This window comes from Chryseobacterium sp. BGA-UO-ETr-SB22 (genome assembly GCF_059567885.1).
Map to the genome: position 1 here is coordinate 247,804 of NZ_JCAQOV010000001.1, position 18,321 is coordinate 266,124.

Sequence of the window (18,321 nt, forward strand, 5' to 3'; positions counted from 1 at the left end):
TATGTTCAGCAATAACGATATCAATTTTGAAGCCCTGAAAAGAAAAGCCTACAACGGAAGATGGGCAACCCTTGAAGAAGGAATTATACCCCTTACCGCTGCAGATCCCGACTTCAGGACAGCTCCTGAAATAGAACAGGGAATTATTGAATACCTGAAAGACGGCTATCTAAGCTACGGACCGTTTTCTGGTCTTCCGGAATTCAAAAAAAGTGTGGCAGATCATTTTAATGAGAAACACGGAAGTTTTTCTCCTGAAAATGTATTGGCTGTCAACAGCGCTGCCCAAGGGATGTTTCTAATCGCATCTTATGTTCTGAATCCTGGTGATGAAGCAATTATTCTGGACCCTGTGGATTTTCTATTCAAAAAATCAGTAGAAACAGCTGGTGGAAAAGTAATGCTTTGCCCTGTAGATACAACAACGGGAGACATTGATTTTGAAAAGCTGGTTTCTTTAATCAATCCTAAAACCAAACTTATCAGCATCTGCAATCCGCACAATCCATTGGGGAAAGTGTATTCTAAAGAAGTTTTAATAAAAATAGCAGAAATTGCTTCAGCTCATGATCTTTGGGTGATGAGTGATGAAATCTGGAGTGATATTATTTATGACAACAAGAGCTTTCATACGTATTCTTCCGTTTCTGAGAAAGCAAAGAGAAAAAGCTTTACTGTTTACGGGTTTTCAAAATCATTTGGAATTGCAGGACTGAGAATTGGGGCTGTATTGTGTAATGACCTGGACATTATTGAAGATTTTACTGAAAAATCCAATTTCAACTCTACAATAGAAGGGGTTTCTACTTTGTCCCAGATTGCCGGAACCGTAGCGCTTGAGAAAGCAAAACCTTGGTATAAAGAATTTTTAGCTCATTTACAGAGCAATAGAGACCTTGCTTTTACATTATTAAGCCGCTCAGAAATTGTAACTCCCAATCTGCCTGAGGCCACTTTTGTACTCTTTCCAAAAATCGAAAACGGAATGTCCAGCGATCAGTTTGCCCAACATGTTTTAAAGCAGGGAAAGGTTGCCATTGTTCCCGGATCAGAAAGATGGTTTGGAAAAGGAGCGGAAGGACATATCAGAATTTGTTTTTCCACCTCCCGGGAAATTTTAGAAGAAGGAATTAACAGAATCATTACCAGCTTTTAACATTAAAAATTTTCATTAAAATCAAATAAAAAGTTACTATTTTTCTTAAATTACCGCAAATCATTATTAAATTAAGACATCCATATTAAATATTTAATTTTAGTATGGATTTAAAAATAAATATTGATAATTTTGATTAAATCACCACTCAAAATTATCTATATGAAAATAAAATACATCAGCGTTATTTTTCTTGGAGTTTCTACCCTATCCTATGCCCAGCAAATAAAGGATACCCTGAAAGAATCAAAGATTGACGAAGTAGCCATCACCGGAAGCCGGAATAAAAAAAGAACCGTAGTAAATACGCCTGTTCCTATTGATATTATTGACATTAAACAGGTAAGCCAGTCAACAGGGCAGGTAGAAATTAACCAGCTTTTACAGTTTTCTGCACCCTCTTTCAACTCCAACAAGCAATCAGGGTCTGACGGTGCTGATGCAGTAGATCCTGCCACTTTAAGAGGTTTGGGGCCGGATCAGACTTTACTCCTTTTGAATGGAAAAAGATATCATCAATCTTCATTGATCAACCTTTTCGGAACCAAAGGAAGAGGAAACACTGGATATGATATGAATACCATTCCGATTGGCGCCATAAAGAGAGTGGAAGTCCTTCGTGACGGAGCTTCAGCTCAATATGGATCTGATGCTATTGCAGGGGTAATCAATGTTATTTTGAATGACCGTGATAAAGGTTTTGAAGGGAATCTATTCACAGGGATGAACCTTTTCAAAAGTCCCGGAAATAATGATGTGGTCTCAGATCATAAAATAGACGGCACCACCTTTGATTTCAGTGGAAATTTAGGAACCAAAATAGGGTCCAAAGGAGGTTTTGGAAACTTTACAGTAGAGTTTATGAACAAAGATTATGCGATACGAAATGCAAATCCTGACTTATATACTGCTCCGAGACAGCGCTTCGGGGATGCAAAGGCACAAAATATTTATTTTTTCGGAAATATTGAACTCCCTTTATCTGATGGTCTGAAATTCTATTCCCGTCAAGGTTTCTCCCACAGAAATACCAAGGCTTACGCATGGACCAGATCAGCAGATGCAGACGGAAATATTCCTGAAGTTTATCCTACAGGATTCAATCCGATTGAAAATACAAGTATTACAGATTTTACATTTGACAACGGCCTGAAGTTTAAGGTTGCCGGATGGGACGTAGATTTTTATAATGCTTTTGGCAACAACAGATTTACCTATCAGATAGACAATACAATTAATGCCACTTTGGGTATCAAATCACCTACAAGCTTTAATGCAGGAGGACATTCATTGTTACAGAATACAACAGGTTTTAATGCCGTGAAACAGTTCAAAGTACTTGAAGGACTGAATATCGCTTTTGGATCTGAATTCAGGTATGAAAAATTTGATATCATCAAAGGAGAAGAAGCTTCTTATGCCATGTATGATATCAATGGAAATCCTGTAACTGCCAGTACTCCCCAAAACCTTCTTGTCACCAATCCTTTAAGTGGTAATGTAAGACCAGGTGGCTCTCAGGGATTCCCAGGATATTCTACAGATATTGGCAAAAGCAGAAATAACTTTGCGGCCTATGTAGACACTGAGCTTGATATTACAAAAAACTGGATGGTAAGTGTTGCCGGAAGATTTGAAAATTATAATGATTTCGGAAGTACTTTAAATGGAAAATTCGCGACAAGATACGCGATCACTCCACAGTTTGCTTTCCGTGGTTCCGTTTCTACCGGATTCAGAGCACCTTCTCTGGCTCAGAAATACTACAGCCAGCAGTTTACGAACTTCCAGGGTGGCCAATTAGTTACTATTCAGCTAGCTTCTAATGATAGTAAAATTGCAGGCAGCCTTGGAATTCCTCAATTGAAACAGGAAACCTCTGTGAACGGAAGTGCCGGATTTACTTTCAACACAGGAAAATTCACGGCGACAGTGGATGGATATTATATTCAGGTAAAAAACAGAATTGTTCTTACCGGATATTTTGCACAGGCAGACCTGCCGGCAGATGTTCAGGCAGATAATCCATTTATTGACCAGGTACAGTTCTTTTCTAATGCGATTGATACCCGCACGAAAGGGGTTGATCTTATCTTAAGCTATAGTGAAAACCTTGGTTCCGGGAAACTGACCGCTACCTTAGCTGGAAACTATAATGATATGGAAATCACCAAAGTAAATACTTCAGAACAGCTTGCAGGAAAAGAAGATATTTACCTGAGCGAGAGAGAAAAGGCTTTTATCCTGGCTTCTGCCCCAAAAACAAAAGTCAATTTGAACCTCAATTATAAGATCAACAAATTCAATGCGAATCTGCAGTTGGTAAGGTTTGACAAAGCAACACTGATTGGGTATGATGGTGCAGAACAGGTCTATAATCCGAAAGTAACTACCGATCTTTCTTTTGGTTATGAATTTTGTAAGAATTTAAATCTGACCCTGGGGAGTAAAAATTTATTCAACAGATATCCTACGCTGCAAACCACTCATGTAAGTGATGGAAATACTGAAGGCGGAGGTATTTTTGATCCTGTTCAGATGGGATTTGCCGGAAGACAGGTTTTTGCCAGACTTAACTTTAAGTTTTAATCGAAAATAAAACTCCTGAAAATTTCCAGGAGTTTTTTATTTTATTTTTTTGAAATCTTATACAATTTGCCACTGTCGGTTACCGCATAAAGATTTCCATCCATTCCGTTCAATACATCGCGGAAACGTTCTTTCTGATCTGCCAGAAGACGTTCTTCACCGATCACTTTATTATCTTTCATGACAATTCTGTCAATATGCTCGCCACTTAAACATCCAATCATCAGGTTTCCTTTCCACTCCTCAATATTTCCTGTATAAAAAGTAATTCCGCTTGGAGAAATCACAGGATCCCAGTAATAGACGGGTTGCTCAGTTCCTTCTCTTTGGGTGATTCCCTGTCCTACTTTGTCTCCTGAATATTCAATTCCATACGTCACATCTCCCCATCCGTAATTTTTTCCGGGTTGAATCAGGTTGATCTCATCTCCACCTCTCGGTCCCATTTCCACATCCCAAAGATTACCATTGGGATCAATTGCCATTCCTTGCGGGTTACGCACGCCATAAGCATAAATTTCAGGTTTATAGCCTTGCTTTCCGATAAAAGGATTTCCCGGAGCAGGCTTGCCATCTTTTGTAATTTTCAGAATTTTCCCCAGATAATTATCCGTTTTCTGTGCATAGACTCGGGTTACTTTATCTGATCTTTCTCCTGTACTCACAAATAAATGACCATCTTTATCAAAAGCCAGACGGCTTCCATAATGTTTATCTCCGTCATAAGAAGGTTCGGCACGGAAAATAACTTGTACGTCTGAGATATTTTTGAGATCTGCAGACAGCCTACCTTTCGCTACAGAAGTTAAGTTCCCTTTTCCAAACGGTTCTGAAAAACTGAAGTAAATAATATTGTTGCCGGTAAAATCAGGATCAAGAGCTACATCAAGCATTCCTCCCTGCCCTTTTGAATCCACTTTTGGAAAGCCTTCTATTTTTGAGACTTGCTTTCCATCGGTTGAAACAACATTCATGTGACCATTCTTATCCGTAACCAGAAATTTCCCATCAGGTAAATTAATAATCCCCCAGGGCCTTCCTAAATCTTTATTCAGAATCTCTATATTATAAGCTGTTGTACTCTTTACGGCCTTAATTCTTGTCTGCCCTTTGAATGCCGGTTTGTAGTCAGAATTAGGTTTGTCTGTCTCTACACTTCCATCATTTCCTGTCTTCTGAGCATTTGCATGATTTTCTTTGCACGATGACAAAATAAGAAAAAGGCTTACTACAGGGATATAAAATTGATTGATTTTCATAGTATTATGATTAGGTGATTGTATAATGAATGGAAAAATAATGCCATAAAATTTGTTGGTTTGATTTTTTATTCTACATTTGTAGAACAAATTACAACATTGTAGAATGAAAGAGATTAAATTAACAGATTCTGAAAAAATTCTCATGGAAATCCTTTGGGAGAAGAAAAAAATTTTCATGAAGGATATTCTGGAAACCTACCCGGATCCTAAGCCAGCTGCAACCACTATTGCAACTTTGCTTAAAAGAATGCAGAACAAAGAACTTGTAGGTTATAAAGTGTATGGAAATTCCCGTGAATACTATCCAAAAATAGAAAAAGGGGAATATTTCAAGGAAGAAATGTCTTCCATGATTGATCGTTTTTTCAACAGCTCAGTAACACAGTTTGCTTCCTTTTTTACATCAAATGCAAAGCTTAGTCAAAAGCAATTGAAAGAACTCCGTGATATCATTGATGAACAGATAAAAGAATAGATATGGCAGCCATTGTTCTGAAAATAATTATATGTTCTTCTATTTTCATTGCCATTTATTATCTCTTCCTTGAAAAAGAAAGAATGTACAGATTCAACAGATGGTATTTATTAAGTGGTATACTGCTTTCTTATATCATTCCATTTATCAATATTACGATACAAAGACCTGAAGCTAAAATAGAGCCTCCAACTCAAATGATGATTGAAGAAACGGCTCAGCAAATGATTTTCATTCAGCCGGAACAGGAAAGTTTCAACTGGATGAATATTGTGTGGGGAGTGTATGCTGTAATCACACTTTTTCTACTCATGAAAAGTCTTTTAGCTCTCTTCGCTGTTAGAAGAATTAGAGGGGAAAAAAGTATTTACGAGCATTACAATATCATATTAACAGGCGAAAGTCTCTCTCCGTTCAGCTTCTGGAATACGATATATATGGGGAAAAATTACATGGAAAATAATAGAATTGACCAAAGGATTTTCCTGCATGAAAAGGCTCATATTGATCAGAAACACAGTGTAGATTTAGTAATACTGAATCTTTTAAAGATTTTCACCTGGTTCAATCCTGTTCTTTTCTTATACAAAAAAGCAGTGATCACGAATCACGAGTTTTTAGCAGATGAAGCGGTACTGAAAAAGAATTATAATATTAAAGAATACCAAAACCTTATTCTTGAAGAAATTCTTAGCCACCAAAATCCTCCTTTGACCCATTCATTTAATTTTAATAACACCAAAAAAAGATTTATTATGATGAAAACAAAAAAATCGAAATTCAGCCTGTTAAGAAAAACAGCTGGAATCACCACACTAATTGCTGCCGCAGTTTTACTTTCTGAAAGAACGTATGCAGGCAACCCGGCCAGTATTCAGATGGCTGAAAAAATAGCGGAAACTTCTACTCAAACTAATAGCCAGGATTCTTATCAGGAATTCAAGGACATATTGGCTAAGTATGCAGATTTGCTGAATGATGGAAAATATGCTGAATTTTCAAAAAAGGTCTCAGAAAGTGATAAAAAAAGACTGGAAGAACTCTATCCTCTACTGAATGAAACCCAGAAAAATGAACAGAAGATCACATTCTTTGCGTTACCTGAATTGAAAAAAAGAATTCCAACAGAGAGTGAGTTGAAATCATTTTTAAATAAAAAAGACTACGCAGTCTGGATTGATTCAAAAAAAATTGAAAACAACATTTTGAAAAACTATAAAAAAACGGATTTTTCAAATGTTTATATCAGTAAAATTTATCCGAATGCCAGAACAGCACAAAATCCTCAGCCTTATCAGGTTACTTTAATGACTCCGCCATATTTTGAAAAGGCCAGACAAGAAGGAAAATCTTCTGTCATAATGGGATTCAAAAGGCAAGATTTAAAAGCCGTTTCAGATACAATCGTTCCAAGGATAAATAGCATAAACGAAAATAATCAGGGTAAAAACACAAATACAGCCACCAATACTCCACAAAATACTAATGAGCTTCCGGCACAATACGTTGATGGGGATAAAAGTTTTAGAATGCAAATAAATAAGGGTATTGATACCAGTAACTTTGAACCTAAGTATGGTACCATAACATCAACTGCCTATATTCACATCGATGAGACAGGAAAAACAACACAGGTAACCACTTCGGGAGATAATGAAATCCTAAACCGTGAACTTCTTAAGACAGTCACTGAAATAAGTAATAACACAGTCTGGAAACCAGCTACGAAAGATGGGAACCCCATTGCTTCTGTGCTAAAAGTCCCCGCAACAATGACTTTTACAAAACCTTAATATTGAAAGCGCTAATTTTTAGCGCTTTTTATTTTTTCAATTATTCCTGTTGAGACTGTTAAAATTTTATTATCAAAATATTCATCTTCAAAACATTATCCTGTCTAAAAATTTCTTTCGTATTTTTGTTGTATACATTCTTTTCTATGTTTAAGCTTCAATCAGAATATAAACCTACAGGAGACCAGCCTAAAGCAATTGAAAAACTTACCGAAGGAATAGAAATCGGGGAGAAATATCAGACACTTCTTGGGGTAACCGGATCCGGAAAAACCTTTACCGTTGCGAATGTTGTACACAATGTACAGCGTCCTACTTTAGTATTGGCACACAATAAAACATTGGCAGCACAGCTCTTCATGGAGTTTAAGGAATTTTTTCCGGAAAATGCCGTGGAATATTTTGTCAGCTATTATGATTATTACCAGCCTGAGGCTTACATTGCCACAACAGGAACTTATATTGAAAAAGATCTGAGTATCAATGAAGAGGTTGAAAAACTACGTCTTTCTGCGACTGCCAGTCTTCTTTCGGGAAGAAGGGATGTTTTGATTGTGGCATCTGTATCGTGTATTTACGGTATCGGAAACCCGACAGAATTCCACAAATCCTTAATCTCTATAGCGATTGGTGAAAAAGTGACAAGAACAGCACTTCTCCACTCACTAGTTAATGCATTATATTCCAGAACATTAAATGAATTTCAAAGAGGTACATTCCGTGTAAAAGGGGATGTGATTGATGTGTTTCCTGCATATACTGATAACGCAATCAGAATTCAGTTTTTTGGAGATGAAATTGAAAAGATCCAAAGCTTTGATCCTGTTACAGGAAATGTAGAATCTACTTTTGAGCAGATTCAAATCTATCCGGCCAATCTTTTTGTAACGTCAAAAGAAACCTTAAACGGTGCCATTAAAGACATTCAGGATGATATGGTAAAACAGGTTGATTTCTTCAGCTCTGTTGGAAAACCATTAGAGGCTAAGCGACTTCAGGAAAGAACAGAGTTGGATCTTGAAATGATTAAAGAACTGGGTTATTGCTCAGGAATTGAAAACTATTCGAGATATCTGGACGGTCGTCTTCCGGGAACAAGACCTTTCTGCCTGATTGATTATTTCCCTAAAGACTTTTTGATGGTTATTGACGAAAGCCACGTAACTGTTCCACAGGTTCATGCAATGTATGGAGGTGACCGAAGCCGAAAAGAAGCATTGGTAGAATATGGATTCAGACTTCCTGCAGCTATGGATAACAGACCACTGAAGTTTGAGGAATTTGAAGCCATACAAAACCAGGTCATCTACGTATCTGCAACTCCTGCAGATTATGAACTTGAGAGAACCGGAGGAGCTTATATAGAGCAGATTATCCGTCCTACAGGACTTCTAGACCCTATTATCGAAGTAAGACCTTCCTTGAACCAGATTGATGACCTGATGGAGGAAATCCATAAAAGATCTGACGTTGATGAAAGAGTACTGGTAACCACTTTAACGAAGAAAATGGCGGAAGAGCTTACGAAATACTTCATCAAATTTGGAATCAGAACCCGATATATTCACTCTGATGTTGAAACGCTGGAACGTATTCAGATTATGCAGGATCTCCGTTTAGGGCTTTTTGATGTGCTTATCGGAGTCAATTTATTGCGAGAAGGACTGGATTTACCCGAGGTTTCGTTGGTTGCTATTCTGGATGCGGATAAAGAAGGAATGCTGAGAAGTAGAAGATCGATGATTCAAACTGTGGGGCGTGCCGCAAGAAATGTGAACGGAAAAGCAATCATGTATGCTGATAAAATCACCAAATCTATGCAGGCCACCCTGGATGAAACTGAATACCGTCGTTCTAAACAAATGCAGTACAATGACGATCATGGTCTGAAGCCAACAGCATTAAATAAAAAGATTTCTGAAAACCTTGTCGGAAGAAGCAAAGACTTCCCTGATGAGAAATATACCCAAAAGGAAATAATGCAAAAGGTGGCAGAAACAAAAGCTACCTATGCAAGTGAAGATATAGAGAAAATGATTACTCAGAAGCAGAAAGAAATGGAAGCTGCAGCAAAAAACCTTGACTTTATAAAAGCAGCCAAGCTGAGAGATGAAATTGCAGCTTTGAAAGCTTAATAAGACTGATTTATAAAATAGTTTCGGCGGCATCAAAGATGCCGCCGGAGCTTTATACTGAGATTGAAATATTTTAATCTTTATAATCCATTTCTTACCGCGGCTCTGATAGGAGTCAAAAGATCCATCAGACCGTTTAATTTGATCTCGTAAACTGTTGAAAGCTGCATTCCCAGTTTTCCCTTTGGCATTCCGTTTTTGTTGAACCATTCCAGGTAGCTGACCGGAAGATCAATCAGAACCGTACCTTCGTACTTACCGAACGGCATCTTCATTACACAGATTTCTTTTAGTATTTCGGGATTGAGTCCTTCCACGTTGTATATAATTAAATTAATTTTTCTTTAATATCATCCTGCCCAGGCAGTTCAAGATCCGGAGGAGTTTCTTCATCCGAAAATTCATTTCTGTACACCTGAACCAGAAGAAGGGTCAGTGAGATCAGAATAGGCCCGAAAATAAGCCCCATGAAGCCAAAAAGATTCATTCCCATGATAATTCCAAATACCGTATTCAATGGGTGGATGTTTTCCAGTTTTTTTAAAAGGGTAAAACGAAGAAGATTATCAGTAAGACCTACCACTACAACACAATAGATCGCTAAACCGACTCCCTGCACCGTATTTCCTTCAGCAATCATAAAGATACACACCGGAGCATATACAAGGGCAGTTCCTACAACAGGAATCACTGAAGCGGCAGCCGTTAATGCAAAAAGCAATACAGCGCCCGGTGCCCCAAATATAAGATATCCTATAAGAGCCACAATCCCCTGTCCTACTGCTACAACCGGGATTCCGATAGCATTGGCCATAATCAGTTTTCTCATTTTATCGCCTATCAAAGAAATGTTGGATCTCTTCAACGGAGCAGAAGAAGTAAGAATCTTTTCAAAGAGCCTTGGCTTCTCCAGCATAAAATAGAGAATAAAATACATGGACATCACTACGGTAAGCGTATTGAAAGTACCACTGAGTGCGGATGTTGAAATCTTCCCTACAGAATCTTTCAGTTTCGCCATATTTTCTTTGCTCAGAATATCAAATCCTGTTTTCGAAAATATGTAAGAATGTATTTTGTCCAGGAAAATATTGAACTTGGCCATATAAGCCTGCGCATTTCCGAGTTTATCAATAATCAGATCGGCAATAAAATAGATTGGAAGAATAAGAACAATAAGACTCGCAAACATTAATGCTAAAGCAGCAAGTGATGATTTCCATTTTTTCTCTTCCTGCAAATAAAAGTTATATTTTCTACAGACTACATAAATGGTAATTGCCCCCAGAACTGAGGGTATAAACAATGCCAGATTAAAACAGATCAACCCTGCCAGCACCACAATAATGGCCAGCAACGACATCTGCTTTATCGCAACACTGCTTATTTGTTTGTCCTTATTCATCATGTATTTTTATATTTTTATTTACTGAACATAATTTGTCTTGGTTTTCCTAAGAAAGCACAATACGTAGAGTACATTACGATCATAATAAACGGAGCGGTTAAGATAACTCCTATTCCGCAAAGAATAACCCCTGCAATAGAGATCAGAAATCCTAAAAATCCGGTTAATAAGAAAATTCCATAGTTTTCTTTAGCAATATTGAAAGATTTACCTAAAGCATCTGTAGCTGAAGCATTTTCAAACAACAGAATAGGATACCCTAATAAAAGGAAGGGATATACAAAAATAATAGGCAGAACACACAAAGCAAGAGCAACTGAAGAAATAATCCCTGAAAGAAGACTGTAGATCAATATATTTACAAAATTCTGACGGTATCCGATGAAAAGATCAGAAAACTCAATAGGACTTTTCGTATTATATTTATTCACCATGTAGATCAATCCTACATACAAAGGAGACAATAAAAGACCGAAAAGACTGGAAGCCCCCATATATAAAGGTAGCCCCGGAGCACTCCAATAATTAAAGTCACCTCCTGAAGATTTCATCTCTTCCGCTAAAGAAGCAGAATTAAATCCTGTAAGTATCTGAATAAGATACCCTCCGGCCATATAAATAATCATAGCTACGATTCCGTAACCGAAAACGCCTTTGTACATTTCAAAAGCATGAGAAATAATAGACCCCGTATCTCTGTTTGGCACAGAGCCTTGCTGATCAAATTCGTTAAATTCAGACATAGTTTAAATATTTAATGATTTTACCAAATTTAGTTTTTTTTAGTAAAAAATCACATTAAACACGAATGAATTTTAACTTTTCTCTGCAAAAACCGTTTTATAAAGTGAATAAATCATAGCATTCCAAAAAGGAAATGTGAAAAGTCCTCCTATCAAAAACAGAGCAAAACCTAAGTACTTAAATAGAAAAGCAACGATAACGCACACCATTATTTCTACAAAATACATTTTAAGGGCTTTAAAATTCAGAGAAATGGCCTCGAATATCCTTTTGTTCGTAAAAAACATAAGCGGCGCTACAAATAGCGTTACAGCAACCCAGGCCACTGCCAGCACTACGGTAGGAATTGTAAATCTGTAAATGAAGAACCAGAAAAGGAAATACCCTACATATTTGAAAAAGTTGAGTCCGTTGTATCCTGCAAACAGATCTCCGATTACAATATTTTCTTTAAGATCAATTTTTCTGAAGATCTGAAACATCCCAAGATTCAACGGATACAAAAACGCTGTCGTTCCCATGACAGCCAGAGTAAACATCTGATAGTTTTCGGTAGCCGCTATTTCTTCCATTTTTTTCAGATACATCTTCGTACCCTGCAAAAAGGCTTCCTCCAATTCTTTGTTGTAAGAGAAAACATTGTACTTCGCTCCAAAAAGCATAACTGCGGTAAGCAATATTCCAAAAAAGATGATGGAAAACATCAACTGAAAAACCAGTGTTTTATTCCAATAAAAAAAAGCCTGCTTCAATATAAAATCTAGTCCCGGTTTCTGAGGATATTTGTTCTGCATCGTAAAAAATTTATGCAAAAGTAAACATCAATAATTATTTTTGCAGAATGTTTTCAGTGAATCATCAAAAATTTATGGAAATGGACGAGCTTTCTCTTCAGAAGGTTCCCTATTTTTTCGTGATCGACTTTCTCTCAGAGAGTGTCGAAATATACCAGGAACATGAAATTGAAAAATCAGGTTTAATTATTGATTTTCAAGAGTTTTCAAATGCAAAAGAAACACACGAGCTAGATAAAAAAGTAGTCTGGAAATCATTTCCTGAAACGTTGGAAAGCTTTAAAACAGGTTTTGACAAGGTTCAGAAAAATATTCGTCTGGGAAACTCTTATTTAGTAAACTATACTAGAAAAACGAAAATAGAGACCAATTTAACCTTAGAAGAGATTTTTTATCATTCAAATGCAAAGTATAAAGTTTTTTATAAAGATTTTTTTGTATTTTTTTCTCCTGAAACTTTTGTAAAGATCATTAACGGTAAAATTTTAACCTATCCCATGAAAGGCACTATTGATGCTTCTATTGAAAATGCGGCAGAAATACTGAAGAATGATAAAAAGGAAAAAGCAGAACATTACACCGTAGTGGATCTGCTCCGAAATGATCTGAGCATGGTAGCTGATGATGTAAAAGTGGACCAGTTCCAGCATATTGATTTCATCAAAACCCAGCAAAAGGATCTGTATGCAATGAGTTCTGAAATTTCAGGTATGATAAAACCTGAATTTGATGGGAAAGTAGGAAGTATGATGCAGAAGCTTCTTCCTGCAGGCTCTATTTTAGGAGCTCCAAAGCCTAAAACACTGGAAATAATTCTGGATGCAGAAGGGTATGACAGAGGATATTACACTGGCGTTTGCGGATGGTTTGACGGCCAAAATGTAGATAGCTGTGTGATGATCCGCTTTATAGAAAAAGAAGGAAACCAACTTTATTTCAAAAGCGGAGGCGGTATAACGCATATGAGTAAATTAGAAGACGAATATCAGGAAATGAAAAATAAAATCTATGTCCCAATTCATTGAAAGCATTAAAGTAGAAGATAAAGAGATTTTTCTATTGGATCTACATCAGAAACGTGTCAATCAAACATTTTCCCATTTCGGAAAAGAAGACTCCATTGATCTGGCCAAGATCTATAAAAATCTGCAGCATGATGAGGATGGTCTTTTCAAGCTAAGAATTTCTTATGATCTCGACAAAAGAATCAGGACACAGATGATTCCTTACGCTATTCCTGAGATCCAGGATTTCAAACTGGTAGAAAATAACAGCTTTGATTATTCATTCAAGTTTGAAGACCGTAAAGAGTTGGATAAAATGAAGATGAAGTCCAAAGCAGAAGAAATCATCATCGTTAAAAATAATCATATCACAGATACTTCTTTTTCCAACCTTTTATTTTTAAAGGGAAAAGACTGGTTTACTCCTGCTACCTATCTGCTAAACGGAGTACAAAGACAGCATCTTTTAAAGCATAAAAAGATCAAAGAAACGGAGATTACTTTACAAAATATAAAGCAATTCACCCATTTCCAGATCATTAATGCGTTGAATGATTTTGATGATATGTTCATCTATCCTATCGACAGAATTATCAATCTGCCGGGAAATGAAGAATATCTTGATCTTTAAGATTATTTCATAAATTCAAAATAAGACTTCAGTACATCTGCGCTATTCTTCCCGTGAGTATTTACTTCCAGGATTTTTGGCTGTGCGTCAGGTTTGAAGAAATTCTCAAGAACTCTGTCAAGCGTAATTTCATCCTCTACTTTTACGTAGGAGAACCCAAAGTGCTTGGCAAGAGACTCAGCATTCTTACGGTGCTTAGTGGCAATAAACTCGTCTAATGTATTCGGGTTGGCATTTCCAGGTCCCGGAATGATCTTAAAGATATTTCCTTCACCGTTATTGAAGATCATAATTCTTACAAATGGTGGAATATATTGATTCCAAAGTCCATTGATATCATAAAAGAAACTCAAATCTCCTGTGATCAGCAAAGTAGGATTTTCATTTTTGATAGCAAATCCCATTGCCGTAGAAGTAGATCCGTCAATACCACTGGTTCCTCTGTTACAGTACATTTTTCTCTTTCCAAAATCAAACAGCTGTGCATATCTGATCCCGGAAGAGTTGCTGAAATGAATATTATAATTTTCAGGAATTGTCTGCGAAGCCTTATTGAAGAAATAAAAATCTGAGAAATCAATCGTATTCAAAAACTGCTCGTGTTTAGCATCTTTTTTATCTCTTAAAACGTCCCAAAGATTAAAATAAGGTCTAGGCTCCAAATTGATAAATTTCAGCAATTTTGAGAAGAAAACCTCAGGCTTAACTTCAATTTTTTCTGTCAGTGAGAAATAGGTATCCGGCTGCCATACTTCATCCAGATGCCAGTGCTGTTTTGGATGGGCACTTCTCAGGAACTGTTTTACTTTCTTAGAAACTACGTTCTGCCCCACTGTAATCAACAGATCAGGAGCATAGGTTTTATAGTCTTCTTCAGTAAAATTAAATATATAACGGTCTATATGTTTAAAAAACTTCTCGTGATGTAAGTTAGAATTAGCTTCACACAAAACAATAACAGAATGGTTTTTCACCAATTGTGTCAATTGATTTTCCAATTCAGGACTGTAATCTCTTGTTCCTACCAAAAGCATGATTCTTTGTGAAGTATGCCACTCTGCAATCAAGTTTGAAGGGATTTCATACTCTTTGTGCTTGATTGTTTTTTCTACCGTAGGAAAAGTAGGAAGTTCTGAAACAAGCTCATACAAAGGTTCTTCCAAAGGAATATTAATATGTACCGGACCTTGCTTTTCAAAACAAAGTTCAATGGCTTTTTTAATGATATCAAAATTAATATCTTCCGCATGTTCTTTGCTGTCTTCCAACAGTTGGAAATCACCATAGGAATGCTGATGAAAAACATCCTTCTGTCTTATCGTCTGCCCATCAAACAGATCAACAAAATCAGTCGGCCTGTCAGCAGTAAGTACCAAAAGTGGAATATTCTGATAAAAAGCTTCAGTAACAGCAGGATAATAGTTCACAACCGCTGATCCGCTGGTACAGGTAATTGCTACAGGCTTTTTATCGCTTTTCGCCATTCCCATAGCAACAAAAGCAGCACTTCTTTCGTCTACAATACTGTAGCAGTTAAAACTATCTATCTCTGAAAAATGAATGGCCAAAGGAGCATTTCTTGACCCCGGAGAAATTACAATATCAGCAATTCCGTACTGTTGAAGAAGATGTGCGAGTATTTGGATACTTCTCTTAGAAGAATATTTTTTCATACAGCAAATTTAACTTATAAATAATGATTTTAAAATCATTTAATTTAAAAAAAATGTAATTTTGCTATTCGTAAATTTCTAAAAATGGATAAAATACCTAGTGTAGACCTGCGTGATTTCCTTTCGGACAACCCGGAACGCAAACAGAAATTTGTAAATGAAATCGGAAAAGCTTATGAAGAAATTGGTTTTGTAGCCTTAAAAGGCCACTTTCTTGATGACAACCTAGTGGATGATTTGTATGGAGAGGTAAAAAACTTTTTTGAACAGCCAGTGGAAACCAAACAGAAGTATGAGATTCCAGGAATCGGCGGCCAGAGAGGGTATGTAGGATTCGGTAAAGAAACCGCAAAAGGTTTCAAAAAAGGAGACTTAAAAGAATTTTGGCACTTTGGACAATATTTGTCTGATGATTCAAAATACAAAACTGAGTATCCTGACAATGTAATCGTTGATGAACTTCCAAAATTTAACGAAGTAGGTAAAGAGGCATTCCAGATGCTTGAGAAAACGGGACAGTATGTTCTGAGAGCTTTAGCATTGCACCTTGGTTTAAATGAATTTTATTTTGATGACAAAATCGCAGAAGGAAATTCTATTTTAAGACCTATTCATTATCCGCCAATCACTGAGGAACCGGATGATGCGGTAAGAGCAGCAGCTCATGGAGATATCAACCTTATTACTCTTTTAATGGGAGCACAAGGAAAAGGTCTTCAGGTTCAGAACCACAACGGAGAATGGATTGATGCCATTGCAGAACCGGATGAATTGATGATCAATGTGGGAGATATGCTTTCAAGACATACCAACAACAAATTGAAATCTACTATCCACAGAGTGGTAAACCCGCCAAGAAAGTCGTGGAGTACTTCAAGGTATTCAATTCCTTTCTTTATGCATCCTATCAGTGCCATGTCTTTAAATGCACTTGAGAATTGTGTAGACGAAAACAATCCAAAATTATACGAAGATACTACTGCTGGAGAATTCCTGCATGAAAGATTGATCGAATTGGGATTGATTAAAAAATAAAATAAAACGGCTGCCTCTTTTGAGACAGCCGTTATTATTTAAATAGTCATTACTTTTTATCTTATCCCGTTATACAATAAAATTCCGGACATGGAGTTGATTGTGTAAAAGTTCCCCACGGACAAATACAGGTATAAGAATCACCACCACCGCCAGGATTTTCTCCACCTCCCGGGTCTCCACCATAAGGGACACATTTTCCATTCGAACAGATCTCTCCGGCAGAGCAACCTCCTTCCCCGGGTCCTCCACCTTCAAAACAATATGCTGGGAAGTTTACTCCGGCAACAATACTTCTCTTGTCGTCTCTTGAAAGTTTCTTTAGATTTTTCATAGTTATTAATTTTTGGTATTTCCTACTCTATAAGCTTTTCGGATAACGCTTGTCTAAAAATAACATTTATTTCATTAATAATCAAATATTTAAATCAAATTCAGTTTGTTCAGTATGATAGGGCTACTATTTTTATTAAACTTTATAATTTTCAATATAAAATCTTGTTTAATTTAAAATATTTTATCTATTTTTACTTTACCTACAAATTTTTAATTAAAGCAATATGAAAAATCTAAAAAAACTACAAAAAGGCCAATTAAAAAACATTTCCGGAGGTGCTACTCTTCCTGAAGCAGATTTCTGTATGTATTATTGCAGTGGAGTAATTGTTTGCGCTACCTGCAGTGATGATTTCAAATGTCCGGATACCAACAGTGATATGTAAGATTGAAAATCAAAATGCCATAAATGGAAACCGTTTCTTTGTTGAAGCGGTTTTTTTCTTTCTCTATGCTAACAATAGGATAGGTTTTAGCTGCTCTTATGCGATTTCTATAAACAGATTCATTATATAAAAAACAGACGCTTTTTGAGCTTAAAATAATGACTCCTAGTAATAAGTATTACTTGGTATTAAAGTAGAGAGTATATTAACATTGCTAAGAAGAACTTTCTCCCGCTATCCGTTCATACTCCTCACACCTGGCTTTCCTTCGCTCAAACCCATCGGCACTCCCACTTAAGTTGCGGGGTAACCATTACTATCGGGGCTAGGAAGGAGACGAATTATAAATTATAAGTTATGAATGATTCGGGATCCAGGTTGCGGGGTTAGTAGTTATAAGTATTTACATTCTAAGATCTACTATCCCCAATTATGTCATTCCGTAGGAATCCAGCCACATTGATGAGAGTATAAAGGATTCAAAGGAATACTACAGAGTTTTTTAATACTTAAGTGATTTGATAATCTTAGATATACTTGATGATAGAATAGAATTTAAAATGTATTGTTTAGACTCCTACGGAGTGATATGTGTTATAAATGATGATTGATAAGCGATGAATGATCAGTGGTCAATAGTGCAGCGTTTGATACTGGTAACAATAGGAATAATTATTCTTAATGATTACTGTGATTGCTCATTGCTTATTATTCATTGCTTATTACTGATGGTTGTGCTTTGGTTGGGTTGTTAGGTTTCGGCTGAGATAGGTATAAACCAAAAAAAATCCTCTATCATAAGATAAAGGATTTTTTAAAAATAAAATAAAAACTGGCGGCGGCCTACTCTCCCGCTTTCGCAGTACCATCGGCGCTGGTGGGCTTAACTTCTGTGTTCGG

The 18,321-nt window shown here is 36.6% G+C and carries 16 protein-coding genes and 1 rRNA gene; 9 read left to right on the forward strand and 8 right to left on the reverse strand.

Features of this window, described 5'->3' with window-relative positions; translation table 11 throughout:
* The first annotated feature begins 1 nt into the window (after nt 1).
* Together AC57AW_RS01125 and AC57AW_RS01130 are read left to right on the forward strand one after the other, a co-directional pair.
* The gene (locus AC57AW_RS01125) at nt 2-1,156 is read left to right on the forward strand and encodes a pyridoxal phosphate-dependent aminotransferase (protein ID WP_496350523.1); all 1,155 of its coding nucleotides are present in this window, start codon (nt 2-4) and stop codon (nt 1,154-1,156) included.
* A gap of 162 nt (nt 1,157-1,318) precedes the next feature.
* A complete protein-coding gene (locus tag AC57AW_RS01130) occupies nt 1,319-3,745 on the forward strand; it encodes a TonB-dependent receptor plug domain-containing protein (protein WP_496350524.1) in 2,427 nt (808 codons plus the stop codon).
* Between the two features lie 41 nt (nt 3,746-3,786).
* Here the strand turns inward: AC57AW_RS01130 and AC57AW_RS01135 are convergent, their stop codons facing one another.
* The gene (locus AC57AW_RS01135; RefSeq protein WP_496350525.1) at nt 3,787-5,004 is read right to left on the reverse strand and encodes a PQQ-dependent sugar dehydrogenase; all 1,218 of its coding nucleotides are present in this window, start codon (nt 5,002-5,004) and stop codon (nt 3,787-3,789) included.
* A 106-nt stretch (nt 5,005-5,110) separates the two neighbouring features.
* On the opposite strand from AC57AW_RS01135, the gene AC57AW_RS01140 reads away from it, so the two are divergent.
* From AC57AW_RS01140 to uvrB, 3 genes are all read left to right on the forward strand, one after another.
* On the forward strand, nt 5,111-5,482 hold the full coding sequence (locus tag AC57AW_RS01140) for a BlaI/MecI/CopY family transcriptional regulator (RefSeq protein ID WP_309436686.1): 372 nt from the start codon (nt 5,111-5,113) through the stop codon (nt 5,480-5,482).
* Between the two features lie 2 nt (nt 5,483-5,484).
* Nucleotides 5,485-7,275 (forward strand): M56 family metallopeptidase, encoded by a 1,791-nt coding sequence (locus AC57AW_RS01145; protein ID WP_496350526.1) that lies wholly within the window; start codon nt 5,485-5,487, stop codon nt 7,273-7,275.
* 146 nt (nt 7,276-7,421) lie between these two features.
* On the forward strand, nt 7,422-9,410 hold the full coding sequence (gene uvrB, locus AC57AW_RS01150; protein WP_496350527.1) for an excinuclease ABC subunit UvrB: 1,989 nt from the start codon (nt 7,422-7,424) through the stop codon (nt 9,408-9,410).
* 80 nt (nt 9,411-9,490) lie between these two features.
* On the opposite strand, the gene AC57AW_RS01155 is transcribed toward uvrB, so the two are convergent.
* From AC57AW_RS01155 to AC57AW_RS01170, 4 genes are all read right to left on the reverse strand, one after another.
* The gene (locus AC57AW_RS01155; protein ID WP_496350528.1) at nt 9,491-9,727 is read right to left on the reverse strand and encodes a DUF3820 family protein; all 237 of its coding nucleotides are present in this window, start codon (nt 9,725-9,727) and stop codon (nt 9,491-9,493) included.
* Nucleotides 9,728-9,738: 11 nt separating this feature from the next.
* The gene (locus tag AC57AW_RS01160; protein ID WP_496350529.1) at nt 9,739-10,818 is read right to left on the reverse strand and encodes an AI-2E family transporter; all 1,080 of its coding nucleotides are present in this window, start codon (nt 10,816-10,818) and stop codon (nt 9,739-9,741) included.
* A gap of 14 nt (nt 10,819-10,832) precedes the next feature.
* Nucleotides 10,833-11,561: a beta-carotene 15,15'-monooxygenase gene (locus tag AC57AW_RS01165; RefSeq protein WP_496350530.1), complete on the reverse strand. Its 729-nt coding sequence runs from the start codon at nt 11,559-11,561 to the stop codon at nt 10,833-10,835.
* 72 nt (nt 11,562-11,633) lie between these two features.
* Nucleotides 11,634-12,356 carry a hypothetical protein gene (locus AC57AW_RS01170; RefSeq protein WP_318848524.1) on the reverse strand — a complete coding sequence of 241 codons (723 nt, stop codon included), beginning with the start codon at nt 12,354-12,356 and terminating at the stop codon, nt 11,634-11,636.
* 47 nt (nt 12,357-12,403) lie between these two features.
* Here AC57AW_RS01170 and AC57AW_RS01175 point away from each other — a divergent pair, with 47 nt between their 5' ends.
* Nucleotides 12,404-13,381: an aminodeoxychorismate synthase component I gene (locus AC57AW_RS01175; protein WP_496350531.1), complete on the forward strand. Its 978-nt coding sequence runs from the start codon at nt 12,404-12,406 to the stop codon at nt 13,379-13,381.
* Nucleotides 13,365-13,991, forward strand: a complete 627-nt coding sequence (locus tag AC57AW_RS01180) for an aminotransferase class IV (protein WP_496350532.1) — start codon at nt 13,365-13,367, stop codon at nt 13,989-13,991. The genes AC57AW_RS01175 and AC57AW_RS01180 overlap by 17 nt, the downstream gene beginning before the upstream one ends.
* Nucleotides 13,992-13,993: 2 nt before the next feature.
* On the opposite strand, the gene menD is transcribed toward AC57AW_RS01180, so the two are convergent.
* Nucleotides 13,994-15,664: a 2-succinyl-5-enolpyruvyl-6-hydroxy-3-cyclohexene-1-carboxylic-acid synthase gene (menD, locus tag AC57AW_RS01185; protein WP_318848527.1), complete on the reverse strand. Its 1,671-nt coding sequence runs from the start codon at nt 15,662-15,664 to the stop codon at nt 13,994-13,996.
* 84 nt (nt 15,665-15,748) lie between these two features.
* Here menD and AC57AW_RS01190 point away from each other — a divergent pair, with 84 nt between their 5' ends.
* Entirely contained in the window at nt 15,749-16,699 is a 951-nt protein-coding gene (locus AC57AW_RS01190) for an isopenicillin N synthase family dioxygenase (RefSeq protein ID WP_496350533.1), read from the forward strand.
* 61 nt (nt 16,700-16,760) lie between these two features.
* On the opposite strand, the gene AC57AW_RS01195 is transcribed toward AC57AW_RS01190, so the two are convergent.
* Nucleotides 16,761-17,033: a bacteriocin-like protein gene (locus tag AC57AW_RS01195; RefSeq protein ID WP_496350534.1), complete on the reverse strand. Its 273-nt coding sequence runs from the start codon at nt 17,031-17,033 to the stop codon at nt 16,761-16,763.
* A 226-nt stretch (nt 17,034-17,259) separates the two neighbouring features.
* Between AC57AW_RS01195 and AC57AW_RS01200 the strand changes: the two genes are divergently transcribed.
* Nucleotides 17,260-17,421: a bacteriocin-like protein gene (locus AC57AW_RS01200; RefSeq protein WP_167498881.1), complete on the forward strand. Its 162-nt coding sequence runs from the start codon at nt 17,260-17,262 to the stop codon at nt 17,419-17,421.
* A gap of 830 nt (nt 17,422-18,251) precedes the next feature.
* Here AC57AW_RS01200 and rrf read toward each other — a convergent pair.
* A 5S ribosomal RNA gene (rrf, locus tag AC57AW_RS01205) occupies nt 18,252-18,321 on the reverse strand; the annotation flags it as partial.